This is a genomic window from Tenericutes bacterium MZ-XQ (genome assembly GCA_002838205.1).
GTDB lineage: Bacteria > Bacillota_I > Bacilli_A > Acholeplasmatales > Acholeplasmataceae > Mariniplasma.
This window is the reverse complement of the sequence record CP017950.1, coordinates 1,879,404-1,897,293: the sequence shown is the minus strand read 5'-3', so window position 1 is coordinate 1,897,293 and position 17,890 is coordinate 1,879,404. Positions and strand designations below refer to the sequence as shown.

Annotated in this window: 13 protein-coding genes; 7 read left to right on the top strand and 6 right to left on the bottom strand. The window is 31.7% G+C overall.

Annotated elements, in window-relative coordinates:
- From BK011_09365 to BK011_09350, 4 genes are read left to right on the top strand one after another with little or no spacing between them, the layout of a single operon-like run.
- Positions 1-1,296: a hypothetical protein gene (locus BK011_09365; GenBank protein ID AUD65883.1), complete on the top strand. Its 1,296-nt coding sequence runs from the start codon at positions 1-3 to the stop codon at positions 1,294-1,296.
- A gap of 34 nt (positions 1,297-1,330) precedes the next feature.
- Positions 1,331-3,475 carry a hypothetical protein gene (locus BK011_09360; GenBank protein AUD66184.1) on the top strand — a complete coding sequence of 715 codons (2,145 nt, stop codon included), beginning with the start codon at positions 1,331-1,333 and terminating at the stop codon, positions 3,473-3,475.
- On the top strand, positions 3,472-6,768 hold the full coding sequence (locus BK011_09355) for a hypothetical protein (protein AUD65882.1): 3,297 nt from the start codon (positions 3,472-3,474) through the stop codon (positions 6,766-6,768). The genes BK011_09360 and BK011_09355 overlap by 4 nt, the downstream gene beginning before the upstream one ends.
- A gap of 39 nt (positions 6,769-6,807) precedes the next feature.
- Positions 6,808-7,761 (top strand): hypothetical protein, encoded by a 954-nt coding sequence (locus BK011_09350; GenBank protein AUD65881.1) that lies wholly within the window; start codon positions 6,808-6,810, stop codon positions 7,759-7,761.
- A gap of 132 nt (positions 7,762-7,893) precedes the next feature.
- On the opposite strand, the gene BK011_09345 is transcribed toward BK011_09350, so the two are convergent.
- The 6 genes from BK011_09345 to BK011_09320 form a co-directional block, all read right to left on the bottom strand.
- Positions 7,894-8,226, bottom strand: a complete 333-nt coding sequence (locus BK011_09345; protein AUD65880.1) for a hypothetical protein — start codon at positions 8,224-8,226, stop codon at positions 7,894-7,896.
- A 4-nt stretch (positions 8,227-8,230) separates the two neighbouring features.
- Positions 8,231-9,538, bottom strand: a complete 1,308-nt coding sequence (locus BK011_09340; GenBank protein AUD65879.1) for a hypothetical protein — start codon at positions 9,536-9,538, stop codon at positions 8,231-8,233.
- A 163-nt stretch (positions 9,539-9,701) separates the two neighbouring features.
- Positions 9,702-10,022, bottom strand: coding sequence for a hypothetical protein (locus BK011_09335; protein AUD65878.1), 321 nt, complete (start codon positions 10,020-10,022; stop codon positions 9,702-9,704).
- A complete protein-coding gene (locus tag BK011_09330) occupies positions 10,015-11,355 on the bottom strand; it encodes a hypothetical protein (GenBank protein AUD65877.1) in 1,341 nt (446 codons plus the stop codon). The genes BK011_09335 and BK011_09330 overlap by 8 nt, the downstream gene beginning before the upstream one ends.
- Positions 11,356-11,421: 66 nt before the next feature.
- The gene (locus tag BK011_09325; GenBank protein ID AUD65876.1) at positions 11,422-13,821 is read right to left on the bottom strand and encodes a hypothetical protein; all 2,400 of its coding nucleotides are present in this window, start codon (positions 13,819-13,821) and stop codon (positions 11,422-11,424) included.
- Positions 13,822-14,042: 221 nt separating this feature from the next.
- On the bottom strand, positions 14,043-14,777 hold the full coding sequence (locus BK011_09320) for a hypothetical protein (GenBank protein ID AUD65875.1): 735 nt from the start codon (positions 14,775-14,777) through the stop codon (positions 14,043-14,045).
- 122 nt (positions 14,778-14,899) lie between these two features.
- Between BK011_09320 and BK011_09315 the strand changes: the two genes are divergently transcribed.
- The 3 genes from BK011_09315 (at position 14,900) to BK011_09305 (ending at position 17,830) form a co-directional block, all read left to right on the top strand.
- Complete coding sequence (locus BK011_09315) at positions 14,900-15,889, top strand: hypothetical protein (protein ID AUD65874.1); 990 nt, start codon at positions 14,900-14,902, stop codon at positions 15,887-15,889.
- 307 nt (positions 15,890-16,196) lie between these two features.
- Positions 16,197-17,171, top strand: coding sequence for a hypothetical protein (locus tag BK011_09310; GenBank protein ID AUD65873.1), 975 nt, complete (start codon positions 16,197-16,199; stop codon positions 17,169-17,171).
- A gap of 41 nt (positions 17,172-17,212) precedes the next feature.
- Positions 17,213-17,830 carry a hypothetical protein gene (locus BK011_09305; protein AUD65872.1) on the top strand — a complete coding sequence of 206 codons (618 nt, stop codon included), beginning with the start codon at positions 17,213-17,215 and terminating at the stop codon, positions 17,828-17,830.
- The last annotated feature ends 60 nt before the right edge of the window (positions 17,831-17,890 follow it).

Below are 17,890 nucleotides of genomic sequence, written 5' to 3'. Positions count from 1 at the left end.
ATGAAAAAAATATTAATTATACTTTTATTTGCATTTATATTATTTGGATGTGAAAAAGAACAAGAAGAACCTAGAGTTTATGATGAAGCTGAATTAGCTATGTTAGAAGAAATGGAAAAAAGTTTCGATTTCTTTTATGAACTAGCAAATACAGATGAGTCAAGTGGTGGATATGGACTGATTAATGATCGCTATGATTCTAATGCCTCTTTATCAAGTATTGCGAGTGTCGGTTTCGGACTTGCAGGATTGATTGTCGGGGTTGAATATGAATGGATTACTGAAGAAGAGGGTTATGAAAGAGCAAGTAAAACTTTAGATACATTTTTGGAACTTGATCATTATGAAGGTTTTTACTATCATTTTTTGAACAAAACAACAGGTGAAAGAGCTGGTCAAAGTGAGGTATCAGTTATAGATACAGCGCTATTTATTGCTGGTGCGATTGCTGCTGGTGAATATTTTGGTGATGAAGTTAAATCAAAAGCAGACGAGTTATACGAACGCATTGATTGGACTTGGTATGTCAATCCTTCAACAAACCGTTTTTATATGAGTTATCGTCCTGAAAGTGGATTTGCAGGTGCTTGGGATTGGTATGGAGAACAGCTGTTGTTATATGTATTAGGCGCTGGTTCACCAGATGAAACACATCGAACTGGAAAAGTTGAATATAATTCATTTAATAGAAGAACCGCAAGTTATAAAGGGGAACCATTCATTAGTAGTTGGTTTGGAAGTCTTTTTACTTATCAATATTCACATGCGTTCATAGATTTTAGAAATACAGAAGATGAACAAGGTGTTAATTGGTTTGAAAATAGTGTTCATGCAACGATTGCAAATCGTCAATATGCGATTGATTCAAATGATACTTTTCGAACATTTACAGGTGTCTCATGGGGAATGACAGCTTCAGATGGACCTAATGGATATGATGGATACTATGGTTCAAAGCCTTCAGGTATGACTGATGATGCTCACAGAAATGATGGAACCATTCCACCAAGTGGAGCATTAGGAAGTGTTGTGTTTACTCCAGATATTGTTAAAAATGCAGTATTATATTTTGAATCTATTGGTGGACTTAAAGGCAAGTACGGATATTATGATGCTTATAATTTTGAGTTAGAGACTCCTTGGATTGCAGGCGATGTCATAGGTATAAATAAAGGAATTACACTTTTGATGATTAGTAATTATTTTGATGAATATATATGGACATATTTCATGCAAAGTGAGTATGTTCAAGATGGTTTAGATCGTATTGGCATTACAGAAGTAGAACCAGAGTAACTTAAGGAGACATAGCATGAAAAACAACAAGATCATACAAAATCAGTTTGTTATTGACTTGATGAAGCAAATGACAATTGAAGAAAAAATTGGACAATTATATCAAACAGCTATTATGGGCGAGTTTGATTATGGACCAGCATTTGAGCAAAACGATTTAACTAAATTAATTAAAGAAGGTAAAGTGGGTTCGTTAGTTGGCCCATACGATAATCATGTAACTCTAAAGTTGCAAAAGCTTGCTGTTGAAAAATCAAGACTTGGTATACCTTTAATGTTTGATAATGATATTATCCACGGTTGTAGAACAGGATTTCCAGTCAATTTAGCATTAGCTGGTTCTTTTGATATGGATTTAGTTGAAAAAGCAGCTCGAGTGATGGCATATGAAACAAGCCATTCAGGTACGCATGTGACATTATCACCGATGCTAGATATTGTTAGAGATCCAAGATGGGGAAGAGTAGTAGAAAGTCCTGGCGAAGATCCTTATTTAGCAAGCCAATTGGCAGAAAGTTATGTCAAAGGTTGGACAGGTAACGATATTAAACATGAGAATCATGTAGGCGTTTGTTTGAAACACTTTGTGGGGTATGGTGCAAGCGAAGCTGGTAGAGATTATAATCATGTTGATATAAGTGAACGGATGTTAAAACAAGTCTATCTAAAACCTTTTGAAGCAGGTGTTAATGCAGGTGCTTCTATGGTGATGAGTGCGTTTAACGTGTATCAAGATATACCAGTTACTGCAAATAAGTATTTGTTAAGAGATGTATTAAGAGGTCAATTAGGATTTAAAGGTGTTACAATCTCAGATTATACGTCTTCAGAAGAAATTATCAATCATAAGATTGTTGAAACAGATGAAGAAGTTGCAAGTATGTGCCTTGAAGCTGGTTTGGATATTGAACTCATATCTAAAACATATATGAATGAGCTTAAAAGCTTAAGTAAAAAAAATCAACATATAGCAACTTTAATAGATGAGGCTTGTTATCGTGTTTTAGATTTGAAATATCAACTTGGTTTATTTGAAAAACCATATAAAAACATATATGTGGATTTTGAAAAATATTGGTTACTTCCTGAACATCGAAAAATAAGTTTAGATGTTTCTAGACAATCCATAGTGATGTTGAAGAACCTAGAAGTACTTCCTATAGATCAACATAAAAAATTATGTCTTGTTGGACCATTTGCAAAAACGAATCATTTAGTTGGTCCATGGGGTGGAAAAGTTCGCAATGAAGATTGCATTACTTTTGAAGAAGGTATGAAAAAGGTCTATAGTAAGCTAGATGTTTTTGAAGGTGCTCATATAAAAGCAATCAATCAAAAAGATTTAAATGATGCATTAGAAGCTGCACAAGATGCTGATGTAATTGTTGTTGCTGTTGGTGAAGATCAATGGGAATCAGGAGAAGCACATAGCAAGACTGATCCTTCTATTCATCAAGCTCAAATAAAACTCATCAAAGCATTAAGAAAGTTAAATAAACCTATGGTGGGTGTCATCTTTTCAGGAAGACCTTTAATCATAACAGATGTGGTTGACGATTTTGATGCCTTGCTTTATGCATGGTTCTTAGGTACGGAAACTGGCGATGCACTTGCAGATGTGATCTCTGGTATAACAAACCCTTCTGCAAGATTAGCTATGACTTTTCCAAGATCAGTAGGTCAAATTCCAATTTATTACAATCACATGAAAACCGGAAGACCATATGATCAAGTAAATCATCCAAACAATCATTATACATCTAGATATTTAGATAGTGTGAATGAACCACTATATCCATTTGGATATGGATTAAGCTACAGCAATTATCAATACAACAATTTCAGCATTGACGTGAAAGATCATCAAGTTCTTGTTCAAGTAGATATTGATAATCTATCAGAAGTTGATGGTTATGAAATCGTTCAAGTATATATTGAGGCTTTAAGTTTCTCAGTCACAAGACCAGTTAATGAACTTAAAGGATTTAAGAAGGTTATGGTTCCTAAAAAAACTTCAGTTCATGTAACCATGACTTTAAAAGAAGATGATTTTGCATACTATAATAAAGACATGATCTCGACGCATGAAAATAAAAAATATTTTGTTAAGGTAGCTAGAAACGCTATAGATATTATTTATCAAGAAATCGTAGATTTAGGAAAGAAGGTGACTTTATGATTGTTAATCACAAAATAGATACAATAACTATTGGAGAAGACAAGTTAAAATTTCATATGTTACCATCAGGAAAAATTCATCAAATCACATATGAAGATAAGATGATTAATCAACTAAGAATGCTAAACCATGAAGATATGTTTACAAATATATATCTAAGAATTAAAAAAAATGGTTCATATAAATATGTGAAGATTATTGGTAACTCTGCTGTTTCTTATGATCAAACTCATATATATTATCATGGAAAATTTGAAGATATCACTTATCACATGATCATTCACATATTAGATAATAAGTGGTTCATTGATCTTGGTTTAGTATCTGAAAAACTACAAGAACAAGTCGATGTGTTTTATGTTCAAGATATTGGTATAAAGCATGGTGGAGCGATTAGAAACAATGAAGCTTATAATGCACAGTACATCGATCATAAAGTGTTTAAGAATAATGATTGTTATGTTATTTGTTCAAAACAAAACCAAGGAAATGATGAATACTTACAAATAGGATCACTTACTAAAACCATAGGTTATGCAACTGATGGTTATCAGTTTTTTGGTTTATCATCAAAATTCGATGGCAAACCAGCGGCTTTAAATTCTGATATGTTGCCAAATGAAATTTATCAATATGAGTTTGCTTGTGCTTCACTACAAAGTGAAGTATTAACCATCCATCAAGACATGACACATATCATATTTTATGGTCACTTTGTTCCTAAGTTTAATGATTCTGTTGATAAACTACATTTTATGAATGAGGTACAAAATTCATATAAACAGCTAAGCATAGAAAACAATGAAGTTAAACATTTGAAACATCATCCGTTAAGATTTTATGCAAAGGATATATTTGAAAGTAAAGCAATTAACACAAGTATGCTAGATGAGTTATATCCTAATCGTTATTTTGAAGAAAAAGATAAACATCATCTATTATCATTTTTTACAAAAAACCATGAACATGTTGTCTTAAAAGAAAAAGAAAGACATGTCGAAAGAATGCATGGACATATTATATTGAGTGAAAACAATAACTTTGTTGGTAAACAAACGCTTGCTTCAACAAGTTTTATGCCTGGTGTATTTAATGCGCAGTTAGTTATTGGTAATACCTCATTTCATAAATTTATTTCAAATTCCAGAAACATGTTAAATTTACAAAGAGCAAACGGTCAAAGAATATATATCTATATTGATGGTAAATATCAACTATTAGGTATGCCAGCAGTTTATGAAATGGGATTTAATTATGCTAAATGGTTATATGTAATCAATGATGATGTGTTAGAGATAAAAACTTATACAAGTTTTACACAACCACAACTTAACTTAGAGATTAAGAGTCATCATCATATTGACTATGATATGCTGATTACACAACAAGTTGTCATGGGACATGAAGAACTTGCTTTAGATTATGAAGTGCATAAAGATAATCATACTTTTATATTTGAACCAAGTCAAACTTCAATGATGTCCGAACATTTTCCAGATTCAAAAATGTATATGCACATAGAAAAAGGAAAGCTTATTGATCAGCCTTTTGAGCAGATGTTTGAAGAATCATTATTTATTTTAAATATTGTGGATCATAAAGCTGTCATAAATATATATGGTGAAATCGATAGAAAAGTTTCACACAAATCATTGGTGTTTGAAGATGAAAAGGTACTATTTCAAGAGTATTATCAAGAAAATATAAACCATTTTAGTTTATCAATAGATCAAGATAATAGGCGACATGATGAAGTAGATAAATTTAATACAATTATGTATTGGTATACGCATGATGCACTTATCCATTATGCATCGCCTCATGGATTAGAACAGTTTGGTGGAGCTGCATGGGGAACAAGAGATGTGTGTCAAGGACCATTTGAATATTTCTTATCGCTCAGAAAATATGATGTAGCAAAAGCAATTCTAATTAAAGTCTTTAGACAACAATTCTTTGAAAATGGTGATTGGCCACAATGGTTTATGTTTGATGCTTATCGCCATATTCAAGCTAAAGAAAGCCACGGAGACATTATTGTGTGGCCAATAAGAAGTTTAGCACTCTATTTGAAAGCTACTGCAGATGATAGCATTTTAGATGAAATGGTTTCTTATACGCATTATGACACATCAAAATTTACTGAAGAAAAAGAAACAATACTTGATCATGTAAAAAAAACCATACAAACCATTTTGATGCATTACATACCGAACACACATTTATCAAGTTATGGAGATGGAGACTGGGATGATACATTACAACCAGCAAATCCTGAACTTAGAAAAAGTATGGTAAGTGGATGGACAACTGCTTTAACTTATGAAACATTTCTTATGTTAGGTCATTTATTAGAGCATAAAGATCAGGTATTAGCTACTTTTTTAAAAGAAGAAGCAGCATTGATCAAAAATGATTATCAAAAGTATGTCATTAAAGATAAAATACCTGCTGGGTTCTTACATTTTGGAGATCACGGTATAAGATATATCATACATCCTAATGATGATGTCACACATATGAAGTATAGACTTTTACCAATGAATAGAGGTCTTATTTCTGAACTCTTTGATCAAAAACAAGCTTCCTATTTATATGATGTAATCAAAAAACATTTATATCATCCAGATGGTGTAAGATTAATGGATAAAACAGTTCCATATCATGGCGGTAGAAATACTTATTTTAAACGTGCTGAAACATCAGCCAATTTTGGACGCGAAATTAGTTTGCAATATGTTCATGCACATATTCGATTTGTAGAAGCGATGGCAGCTTTAGGTAAGAAAGAAGAAACATGGGATGGTTTGTTGAAAATTAACCCTATACAGATACAAGATGTTGTTAAACATGCAGACTATAGACAAGCAAATGCTTATTTCTCAAGTAGCGATGGTGCATTTTTAAATCGATATGAAGCGATGAAACATTTTGATAAATTGCTTACTGAAGATATTAAAGTTAAAGGTGGATGGCGTGTTTATTCAAGTGGTCCAGGTATTTACATCAATCAATTAATATCTAAAGTTTTAGGAGTAGATTTTCAAGGGAAGCATTTAGTACTTGATCCACAACTTCCAAAAGAATTAGATGGATTAAAGCTCAATATGAAGATAGATCAAACTCATGTTACAATTATTTATCATTTAAATCATAATGGAAGATTAGTTAAAATAAACGGTAAATCTATACCATTTGATGTACTAAGTCAATCTTATCGTCCAGGTGGTATAAAAATAGATTCATCATTATGTCTTCAATCTGATTTCGTGACACTTGAATATTTTGAATAACTAGGTTATCATAAGATAGATACACAAGGAGATGATATTATGGTCACTATCAAAGATGTAGCTAAAGCTTCAGGGTATAGTATTTCGACAGTATCATATGCACTTAATGATTCAGGAAACATTCCGCAATCAACAAAAGATAAAATATGGGCTGTTGCAAAAAAAATGAAATATTATCCTAATGCAGCTGCAAGAAACTTAAAAAACAAGAAAACATATAATATAGGTTTTTTTGTCTCGGGTTTTAGTGGACCAGTTTATCATAAAATCTATGATGGGGTTGCTACTGGACTAGAAGGTAGTGAGTATAACTTATTAGTATCATTTTCGAGAAATGCAAAAAAAATGATTACTGAAAGACAAATTGATGCAGCAATCATTTTATGTCCGATTGTAGATGAAAAAGTGATTACTATTGCAGAAAGTTTAAATATACCAACTATATTATTAGATCGAGCAAATCCAGGTGGAGACTTAATTTTTTCACATGTCGTAAACTCTTATGAAGGCGCAAAGATTGCAACACAATACTTAGTAGACAAAGGCAGAAGAAAGATTGCATATTTATCAGGTGTTGTTGGAAGTTATGATGACAAAGAAAGATATCAAGGATATTTAGATATCATGAAAAACCAAAACATGGATCCAATTGTTTACTTTGGGGATTTCACAGAAAAAAGTGGAAAAGCTATTGTTGATATGCTTAATGATGAATTACCATTTGATGCTATTTTTTCTGCAAATGATGAAATGGCAATAGGGATGATTAAAGCTCTAGAAGATAAAGGCATATCTATTCCAAAAGATTTAAATGTAATAGGATTTGATGATGTTGATGTATCAACATATATCGCTGGTGGTTTATCTACAATTCATATAGATCATCATGCATGGGGAGTTCAAGTTGCTAAGGATATGCTTAGTATCTTAAAAGGAGAACAGGTAGATAAAGAAAAGAAGGTACCTGTGGCGTTAGTAGTTAGGAACACATAATATAATAAGACGGCTATCACTAATGATAGCCGTCTTTTTTTACTTAATAGGAAATTCTATTTTCAAATCTAAAAATCAAAATAGACAAAAACCCCACAGTTATGTGGGTGAGTAAGATATAAGTCAAAACAATTATCTAAAAACCTTTAAGGTTTGTTTATGATAAACATCAAGTGGTACAGAAGATTCTTTCCCACAGTTTTCACAGTATATTTTAGGATAATCAGAAATAGATTCATCCCAAATTTCTAGTAAGATATCATATTCCTCAACATGTTCAGTGCCACAAACAAGACATTTAAAACGAACGAATTCATCAAAGATATCTTTATTCATAAAATCGTGGATATCAACAGGTGGTCCAAAGTAAAAGCCGTTTTGAAGGGCATAGCGATAGTCTTCTAAGCGAAGTTTTTTCTCTTCATCAGAAATTTTCAATTTGATGGTATTAAAATATTTTGGCATAGGTTTAACCTCCGGGGTCTCTTAGTAAAGAATAATCTAGATTAAGTTTCATGATGTGGCCACATGAACATAAGATGGGATGATACTTATAAATTGATTTTAGCATATGTATCCAATTTGAGCGAGAACGTTTGAGTTTAATAGAAGCATTTGAAAGTAGTTTTTTGAAAGTAGCGACCGATTTCTTTGATTTATTTGCATAGAAACCAAAATAGCGAATGGTGTGAAAGTGCTCATCTGGAATGTGAACGATGAGTTTGGCAATAAACCTAAAGACATGTTCAGTGATGGTTTGTCTACCAAGAAATGAAGGATCATCTTCTGATTTATCATCATCTTCATGAGGATCATAGGTCCAAGTGATCATATGGGTAGAAGTATCGAGATTCAAAATACGTTCTTCAGAAATTGCAGGACGTGAAGCATAACGTGTGATATAATCAGAAACTTTTTTCGCAGCATTCAGAAAACCATAATCTTTAAGTTTTGGACCATGTGCATAAAAGCCTTTCTTATATTTTGAGATGAGAGAAGATCTCAAACGATTGAAGCGGTTATAGATGTCCTTACTCGCGTGGACCTTTAAGTAATTTGAGATATTTCTAAGTAAAGCAAGTTGGAAGTAAAGTCTAAGTTTTTCAAAATGAAAGTAAGAAAACTTTCGCAAGTTTTGATTGAGATCGAGCGTTCTTTCAGCAACCAAAACGTGAATATGAGGATTAAACTTAAGATCACGCCCAAAGGTATGAAGAAAAGCAATGAGACCAAGTCTACGATCTTCTTTAACTGCAATCTTTGATGAAAAGACAAGTGCTTGAAGCGCTTCATTAACAGATGAGAAAAAGACATCAAAAAGCCCCCGATAAATTCTAAAGTAATCTCTAAGTTCTCTAGCGATAGAAAAGACGAAGTGACGGTGAGGGACATCTAAAAGTTTTGATTGAACAGCAATCGTTCTTTTCTCACGATAGTTCTGGTTACAAGAAACACAAAATCTAGAATGACAAGATAAACCTTGGAGATGAAAGTTATCACAAGAAGGACACTCGAAAAAAAGATGTCCTTTAGATAAATTTTTACAGTCAATCATTTTTTCAACATTAGAAATGATGGCAGGTCTTAGTCTATCGATAAACAAAGGTTTAAATATGGGCCAGTATGTTTGAAAGATGGATTGAATGGTTAGTTTTGGCTTTCGATAGGCTTTCAAATTTGAAAGTTTATTCAGTTCATTTTCATAGACATCCTTACCCTGCATCGCAGCGAAGGCTAAGAGATCTCTAAACTTATATTTGAGTAAGATAGGGTCCATGATTCTATTATAAAAAGAAAGATAAAAAAAGAAAAGGCGATTTTATCGCCCTGAGTGAATTTATTCACTTTTGTTCATTAACTAGGAAATTCTAATTGATAATTTAAATAAAAACAAACAGAAAAAACTCATCTAAAATGAGTCTGTAAAACGAGTCAACAAATTAATCAATAAGTTTATGATAAATATCTAAAGGCACAAACTGCAACTTACCACAATGACTACAAACATCAACGGGAAAAGCAGCACCTTCAGTCTCCATAAAGTGAGCATAACCAGAAAAATTGACAGTAAGTTCAAATCCACAGTGCAGACATTTCATATCAACCATGATATCAAAATTAGGCATCGATATAAATGCATTAAATGAAGCGGCAGGGCCAGCAATGAATCCCTGCTTAACAGCTGATTTATATTCAGCATACAAATTCTTTTTTTGAACAAAAGACATATGCACAGATTTAGTTTTAAATAGTTTAGGCATCGCTAAATAACCTCTCTTTTCGGTGATTTGGTAGATATGAAGCATCAAGATTTAAAACCATAGTAGAACCACACTGACATTTAAAGATGTCATAGTGATAAGTCTTAAGCAACAAAGTTCGAAAGTGAAGTTGATGTTTAAGATAAGTCAAAGATTTAGGGTTAACTAACTTTAACTCAGAGGCAATTTTTCGTTTTGTCCGATTTGAATAAAAACCGTAATAACGAATCAGATGAAATCCTTTATCAGGGATGTGTTTAATGAGACGTGCAATAAATTTAAAGACATGATCAGTGATGATTTGAGTACCTCGTTTATGATGTTTATCTGAAATTTGATCATCTTCATGAGGATCAAAATGCCAAGTGACTTGGTGATTGATATCATCGAAGTCATCAATTCTAGATTCAGAGATGGCTGGATGAGAAGCATATCTGGCGATGTATTTAGCAATCTTTTTGGCTGTAGACAAGCTAGATTTTCTCTTTAATTGAGGCCCGTAAGTGTAAAAGCCTTTTTTATACTTATGAATGAGATAACTTCTTAAGCGATTAAACTCATTATAGATAGAATTTGTCGCATGGGTTTTCAAATAGGCTGAGATGTTACTTAAGAGTCTATATTGCCAAAACATACGCAGTCTCTCAAAAGGAAAGAAAGACATGTTGGATAGATGACCATGAGCATCAATAAAGCGTTCAGCAACTAAAGCATGGATATGAGGATTGGTCTTCATATCTCTGCCATAGGTGTGAAGAAAACAAATGATGCCAAGTCTTCTATCTAATTGGTGGTCAGCCTTCGTTTTCTTAACAGCTTTATGAAGAACTTCATTTACAGTTTGAAATAAGATATCAAATAAGTCTCTATAAAGCCAAAAGAATTTACGCATCTCTTTAGCAACTGAAAAGACAAAATGTCTATGAGGGCACTTAAGTAATTTGGATTCAATCGCAAGTGTTCGAGCTTCTCGATATCTTTGATTACAAGAAGGACAAAACCTTGAATGACAAGAAAGACCTTGGATATGAAAGTTATCACAAGTTGGGCATTCATAGAAGAAGTAGCCATATTTGAAATCACGACAATGTATCATTTTTTCAACATTTTCGATAATTGAGGGACGTAGTTTATCTTCAAAATGAAGTTTAAATGAATCCCAATAGGTAGCAAATATAGATTGAATGGAAATGGAGTTATCTCTATATACTTTTAAATTAGATAGTTTAACAAGCTCATTGTTAAAGACATGTTCACCATGTTTAAGAGCAAGTTCTAATTGATCTTTAAATTTATACTTAATCACTATAGGTTCCATAAATCTATTATACAATGTGACTTTAAAAAGAAAAAGGCGATTTTTATCGCCCCTAGTGAATTTATTCACTTTTGTTCTAAGTTATTTTATGAGTAATTCCGTTGTCTTTTCGCCATAATAACGTTTTGATTTTCTGATGAATATAGAAGTTTCATTTCTTACGATTTCTACAGTTGGATCATTTGAAAGGATTTCTTTATGAGTGTCTATCATACATTCAAAAGTTGGTCCATTTAAAGAAATGATAATTTTTTCTTCATCAAAATATTGGATTTCATTACTAGAATAACGGATGGTTAAGCCGTTTACAATTTCTAAATTGATTGGTAACATTAAAGCTGATCTTTGTTCTATATATAAGGATTTGTTTTGTATTGTAGGTGTTGATATATCAAATGTCTTATCAAAGTCATCTAAGTTTATGAGGTGTAAATAACCCTCACCCAATTCATTTTTTGTTTCAATTGCAAACAATCCGTGATATAAATTTTCAGTTATATGAATTCGTTTTTCTATTCCAAATAACTTGATGATTTGATCAAACATATCGAGATCGCTTCGATATTCTGCTGTGATCAATGCTGCATGTTTTTTAGGTTCATTAAAGAAAAACCCACACGCTTCATTTAAATGATAAACTGAAAATAAAACATCTTTTTCCTCTTTTGATTTCCATGTTTGATAATAAGGTCTATGCAGTTCAGGACAATCACTTATAAATTGATGAGCAACAATTGATGTTCTAAAAGGGTGTCGTTTATGTTCTTCATTACGTATAAACTCAAGATTGAAATAATCTACCAATAATGTACAAGAATCACCTTCTAAATCAAATCTTGGAAGTTCGCCATATAGTAGTAATTTCCCATCTTTTTTTAAGAAATCTACAAGTTTTTGTTGAACATCTTTTGGCATATATGATGCAGATGGCAGTATACATAATTTATTTGGATCTAATTCCTTTTTTTGTAAGTCTGTAGCATCAAAGTTATAGTTAAGTAGTAATAATGATTTTACAACGACGTCCCAGAATGAACCAGCTCGGTATTTAGTTAAGTTTTGATGAATTTCATTTTTAATATCAGGATAATGAAATTCTGTCATAAAATAATCAGGGATAAATCCATAAGTGATATTATCTAATATAGGCATTTGGGTTGCTAAAAAGTTACCATGATTTTTTATGAGATGGATAACTTCTTTAGTTTTTTGATAGACATAACTTTTTTGACCAGATGGATCAATAGGCGCTGCATATCCATGTGTTTCACCGGTTGTTGCAATTCGATCATTTCCATCGCCTAAAGAGGAATCAAATCTATAATTTCTACCACCTACAAATGTGTAATAGTTAAGAAGTCGATTTCCTAATGCAATAAATGATCGTGTTAAAAAATCGATTCTTGAAGTTGAGTATCTTTGTGAGAAGTTATTACCATAATCACCTGTACCCGCGCTAAACTCTAAACTTGTTAATGGCTGATCTTCATCATTTGTTGCATCTGTAAGTATATTTGCCATATAAGTATCTTGTAAGTTAGGAACAGTAAAATCATTGATATATACATCACTACCTGAAATCATATTAGATTTTTTATAATAAGTCCCATAAAGTTGAGATATTCCAATGGGATATGTCATGGTTCTGCCTTGACTACAGCCATGAATATTAATAATCATTAATTGATTAGAAAAACCCAACTCATTAGCTATTGTCTTTAAAATATCAATGTAATCACTTAATCTTTTTCTAAAAAAATAGCCAATATCTACATGAAGTTTGTCAAGATAGGACTCTTCAGGTTTTCTAACTTTTTCTGCAATAACATCTAAACTTGAATCAATGAAATCATAACGCTGATTAACATCTTTATAGGTTGTTTTTAGATAGGATATAAAAGATTTTAAAACAGAATCATTTAGTTCAGGGTTATTACTCACCCATGAAAGCATGCCAACTTCATTATCTAATTGCATAGCTACAATATTACCATTTGGATATAGATATTTAGATAATAAAGGAATGATTTGTTCATAGTATTTTTTAGAAGTAGACAAAAAATTTTCATTCATGTAATCAACAGTAACAGTAGTGCCTTGTTTGTGATTCCATGTAATTGGTTTTATATCAGGGTATTTTTCATATACCCAAAATGGAATGCCATCATTTTTCATTTCAGCCATAATGAATGGGCCAGGTCTTGGTATAAAAAAGAGATGATGACTTTTTAGTAATTCAATAAAAGAAACTAAATCATGCTCACCACGATATTTCCCTGTGAAATCAAAATCATTTTCTTTTGTTTCATGAATAAGCCATGGGATATATGAAGCTATACCATCAAATCCAGCTTCTATAATGAGTTCCAATCGCTTTTCCCACAAATGCTTAGGTGTTCTATAATAATGGAATTCAGCAAATAACAATGTTTTTGGTTTACCATCTAGAAGTAATTGTTTTTTAAAGGTTTTTAAAGCCATAATAACACCTCGTTTTATATTTATACAATAAATATAACATGTGAAATAGATTAAAACAAGTTGATTTATAGAATAAATAAATATTGGAAGGGAATTTTTGTGTCTCTCGATATTTCTTCATTTTCTACCAATGTCTAAAAAATAAAAGACCAAGAGATAACTCAAAGTCTCAGTATACGAAAAAGCGATAAGGATTTTTACCTTTACCGCTTTTGATGTAATTATTTGTTATCTTTAATAACTTTTACCAGTTCAGACAACTGATTTTGGTTTTTAGATTCAAAATATCTTAGAATTTCAACAGGCATTGCAAATACAATAGTGTTTGACTGATCTGATGATAAATCATTTAATGTAGCAAGTGTTCTTAAATGCATAGCACCTGGAGTTTCTGCCATGGTTCTTGCAGCTTCTGAAAGTTTCAGTGCAGCTTCAACTTCACCAGCTGATTTAACAATGATTGCACGTTTTTCTCTTTCAGCTTCAGCAACTTTAGCGATGACTCGTTCCATATCTTCAGGCAGTTTAATGTCTTTGATTTCAACGCGTTCAACTTTAATGCCCCATGGATCTGTTTCTAAATCAATAATTTCCTTGATATCTTTAGAAATTTTCTTTAAATTAGATAAAAGTTCATCTAGTTCAACGCCACCTATGGAGTTTCTTAAGGTGGTTTGTGCGAGTTGTGTGACCGCAAAATATGAATCTTTGACTTCTAAAACAGCTTTTTCAGCGTCGAAAACTCTAAAGTAAACAACTGCATTAATTGTAATGGTTACGTTATCTTTGGTGATTGTTTTTTGTTGAGGTACATCTTGAGTGATTGTTCTTAAATCGATTTTTCTAATCTCATGTATCACTGGGATGACTAATCTTAATCCTGGCTTTAGTTTTTTGATATATTTACCAAATCTAAATTTTACCCCGCTTTCGTATTCTCTAATGATTCTAAACATAGTAATGCCCCCTTATAGGTATTTTGATTATAGTATAGCATGTATAATCCATATGAAGTCTTTTAAAAAGCAATTTATTGAGATATAATTAGAATAATAAATCAAATCAGGGGAGTATGTGAATGAAAAAGATCAGTGTTTTTTTGATGGCTATAAGTTTGTCTATAGTTTTATTTGGCTGTAAAGATTCGACTGGAGATTATGATCCCAATGGACGAGCCTATGATTTTATTTATGAGTTGAATATGGATAATTATGAAGATTATATGGACATTTCTTTAGATAATATTGATGGAAAGTTCTATGTTAAATATGAACTTGATGAAGAAGGATATATAGGTGAGTTATCTTTAACTATTTTAGTTTTTCCAAATCATCATGACGACGCTGTTGAAAAAGACATTGTTTTAACTAAAGAGAACAAATACTATGAGATTAAAGTTGGAAGTTCAGGTATTGAAACTCATGGAAATGTCATCGAGTGTGAAGGCACTCTTTATTCAAACCAATTTGAATATATTTATGGTTTAAGAATCAATAAAAGTCAAAATGATATGAATAGTTTAAATGAAGCTTTGGAAGTATTTGAAGGTAAAACGATGTATACAGCTGAGTATACATTAGATGTTTTAGATATTAAAATACGTTCTAAGATGGGATTTAGAACTGATCCATTTTATTTTTATAACTGGACTCCATTTGACCTGACAGTTTATGCTTATGAGGAAGATCATCATAGATACATCAAACGCTATAAGGATAATAATGAAACAACTTTTGAAGTATTAAGTATAGATGAGATTATGGAAGAGATAGGTATATCTACCTCAGTATCATTTTTATTCTCTGAAACACTTTTTGCGCATCATCGAGATGATCATTATTATATATTTGGTACATTAAATGATTTAATAGAAGGTTTTCTTCCAGATGATACTTTTGAAGATTTAAACATGAATTCAGAGTTCAAAATGAGTATTAAGATTATAGATGAAAACAAGCTTATATTTAATTTTCATGTTTTAGATGATGATATCGACTATGATTTCCAGTTCGTTTATGATTTTGCTGATTTTGAGACGGTAGACTATCATTTTGAAACAGAATATTAAAAAATAACTACACAAAGAAACATAAAGACATGTATACGATTTTCCTTTTTAAAAGTAAAGATAAGATGTTAGTGGAATAAAAATCTACTAACATCTTTTTTTATGATTATGAATATGTATAGAAAGGTTTTTAAAGCGGAAAGACTAAAAGACAAGACATGAAGGATAGAGATACTAACGATATGGCTTTACGACTACATTTCTTTATTTTTTTATTATCCATATTGTATTTTCATCTTAAGCGTGTTATAACATATATAGAAACATAACGATTGTTATTTTTATAAAACTAAAGGAGATGTATAAGATGTTTGTTTTTACGCATGGCGCGTGGATTGCTATTTTAGCATGGGTGCTTGTCCTAGTGGGTTTATTTGGATTAAATGAAGTCACTAGAAGATTTAAATGGATTGGTTTTTCGATGTTTGTAGTGGTTCCAGTGATTTTAACAGTATTGTGGTTTACAGTTTTATCTGATAAAACCTATACAGATTGGTTTCATTTACTTAAAGTTTATTCATCTTTAGCAGGATGTATTGGCTTTTGGTTTATACGTTTTTATGAAAAGAAGGATAAAGCAACTGGGAAAGTTTTATGGAGACTCAGAGATAAGAAATGGGCTTTGGCATTTCCACCACTGATTTTAGCGATTAATATCCTAGAAGCTGTCATCAGAGATTTTGAAATCGGAATCACTTACTTTAATCAGTTTTCTGGTCAAATTGCCGGTGACGTTACTGGGGTTATTGGGGGTTCTTGGAATTACATGAATGGGATTGCAGGTATTTTAAATATAGTTGCGATTACCGGTTGGGTAGGTATTGTCATTAGAAAGCAAACGAAAAAGGACAAATCTCAAGACATGCTATGGCCTGATATGTTGTGGTTTTGGATCATTGCTTATGATTTATGGAATTTCACATATACATATAATGCAATTCCAACACATTCTTTCTATGCTGGTTTAGCCTTATTGGCTGCACCGACACTTTGTGCATTTACAGTTGGTAAGGGTGCATGGCTTCAACATCGTGCGCAAACACTTGCCATTTGGTGTATGTTTGCACAAACATTTCCGCTTTTCCAAGATGAAGGTAGATTTGTTGTAGAGAGTACATATAACGAGACGATTTATACGATTTTTGGGGTCTTATCATTACTTGTAAATATCGCTGTTGTAGCATATATGATTTACAAAGTTGTTAAGACAAAGAGAAATCCATATAAAGATGAACTATATATAGATTTAAAAGCTTATCAAGAGATTAAAGCTTTAGCTTAAAACATATAAAATATGTTATGATATGTATAGGAAGTGAGTTTATGGAACAAATCAATCAAAGAAAACAGCATATCATAAACGCTGCACTTGAGACTTTAAAAGAGTTACCTCTTGATCAAGTGTCGGTAAGAAAAATCGCTAAAAAAGCTGGATTAACAACAGGAGCAATCTATCATTTTTATCAAAGTAAGGATGACTTGATTTTTGATGCGATGCAACAATCATTATATTTTACAAATGCTTTATATAAGGAAGTAGAAAAAGGACAACATCAACTAAAGGGTAAGCCTTTAATCGAAGAAATCAATAAGCATGTAGAACAAAGAATTAAAAAAACAGAAGAACAAAAACTTCATATTCAAATTTTAAGCGAAATAGTTAAGAAAGATGACGCTTTAAAAGAAGAGTATCGTAAATATTATGAGCTTATGATTGATGTTGTCTCAAAACTTTTTAAAGATGCGTTTGAGATCGATGAAAGTCTATGTCAAAAGAGTGTTGCATCTATCCTTATAGCTGCGATAGATGGTATTGCCCTCCAACAAGCTTTGGGTGTCCTACCAGAATCTTTAGAGAATATTACAAAAACGTTTATTACATTTTTCAATGAAAGCATACCGCTTTATCTTGAAAAACATAAAGAGTGCAAACTAAAATGAAAAAACCTTGTCGTAAAATATTTTATGACAAGGTTCTTTTTTTCATTTGTGATTTATCAA

Bases quoted from the DNA above. Each gene is read 5' to 3' on its own strand.
- BK011_09345 (AUD65880.1), bottom strand. From the start codon at position 8,226: ATGCCAAAATATTTTAATACCATCAAATTGAAAATTTCTGATGAAGAG.
- BK011_09305 (AUD65872.1), top strand. From the start codon at position 17,213: ATGGAACAAATCAATCAAAGAAAACAGCATATCATAAACGCTGCACTT.
- BK011_09325 (AUD65876.1), bottom strand. From the start codon at position 13,821: ATGGCTTTAAAAACCTTTAAAAAACAATTACTTCTAGATGGTAAACCA.
- BK011_09365 (AUD65883.1), top strand. From the start codon at position 1: ATGAAAAAAATATTAATTATACTTTTATTTGCATTTATATTATTTGGA.
- BK011_09310 (AUD65873.1), top strand. From the start codon at position 16,197: ATGTTTGTTTTTACGCATGGCGCGTGGATTGCTATTTTAGCATGGGTG.
- BK011_09355 (AUD65882.1), top strand. From the start codon at position 3,472: ATGATTGTTAATCACAAAATAGATACAATAACTATTGGAGAAGACAAG.
- BK011_09315 (AUD65874.1), top strand. From the start codon at position 14,900: ATGAAAAAGATCAGTGTTTTTTTGATGGCTATAAGTTTGTCTATAGTT.
- BK011_09350 (AUD65881.1), top strand. From the start codon at position 6,808: ATGGTCACTATCAAAGATGTAGCTAAAGCTTCAGGGTATAGTATTTCG.
- BK011_09340 (AUD65879.1), bottom strand. From the start codon at position 9,538: ATGGACCCTATCTTACTCAAATATAAGTTTAGAGATCTCTTAGCCTTC.
- BK011_09335 (AUD65878.1), bottom strand. From the start codon at position 10,022: ATGCCTAAACTATTTAAAACTAAATCTGTGCATATGTCTTTTGTTCAA.
- BK011_09320 (AUD65875.1), bottom strand. From the start codon at position 14,777: ATGTTTAGAATCATTAGAGAATACGAAAGCGGGGTAAAATTTAGATTT.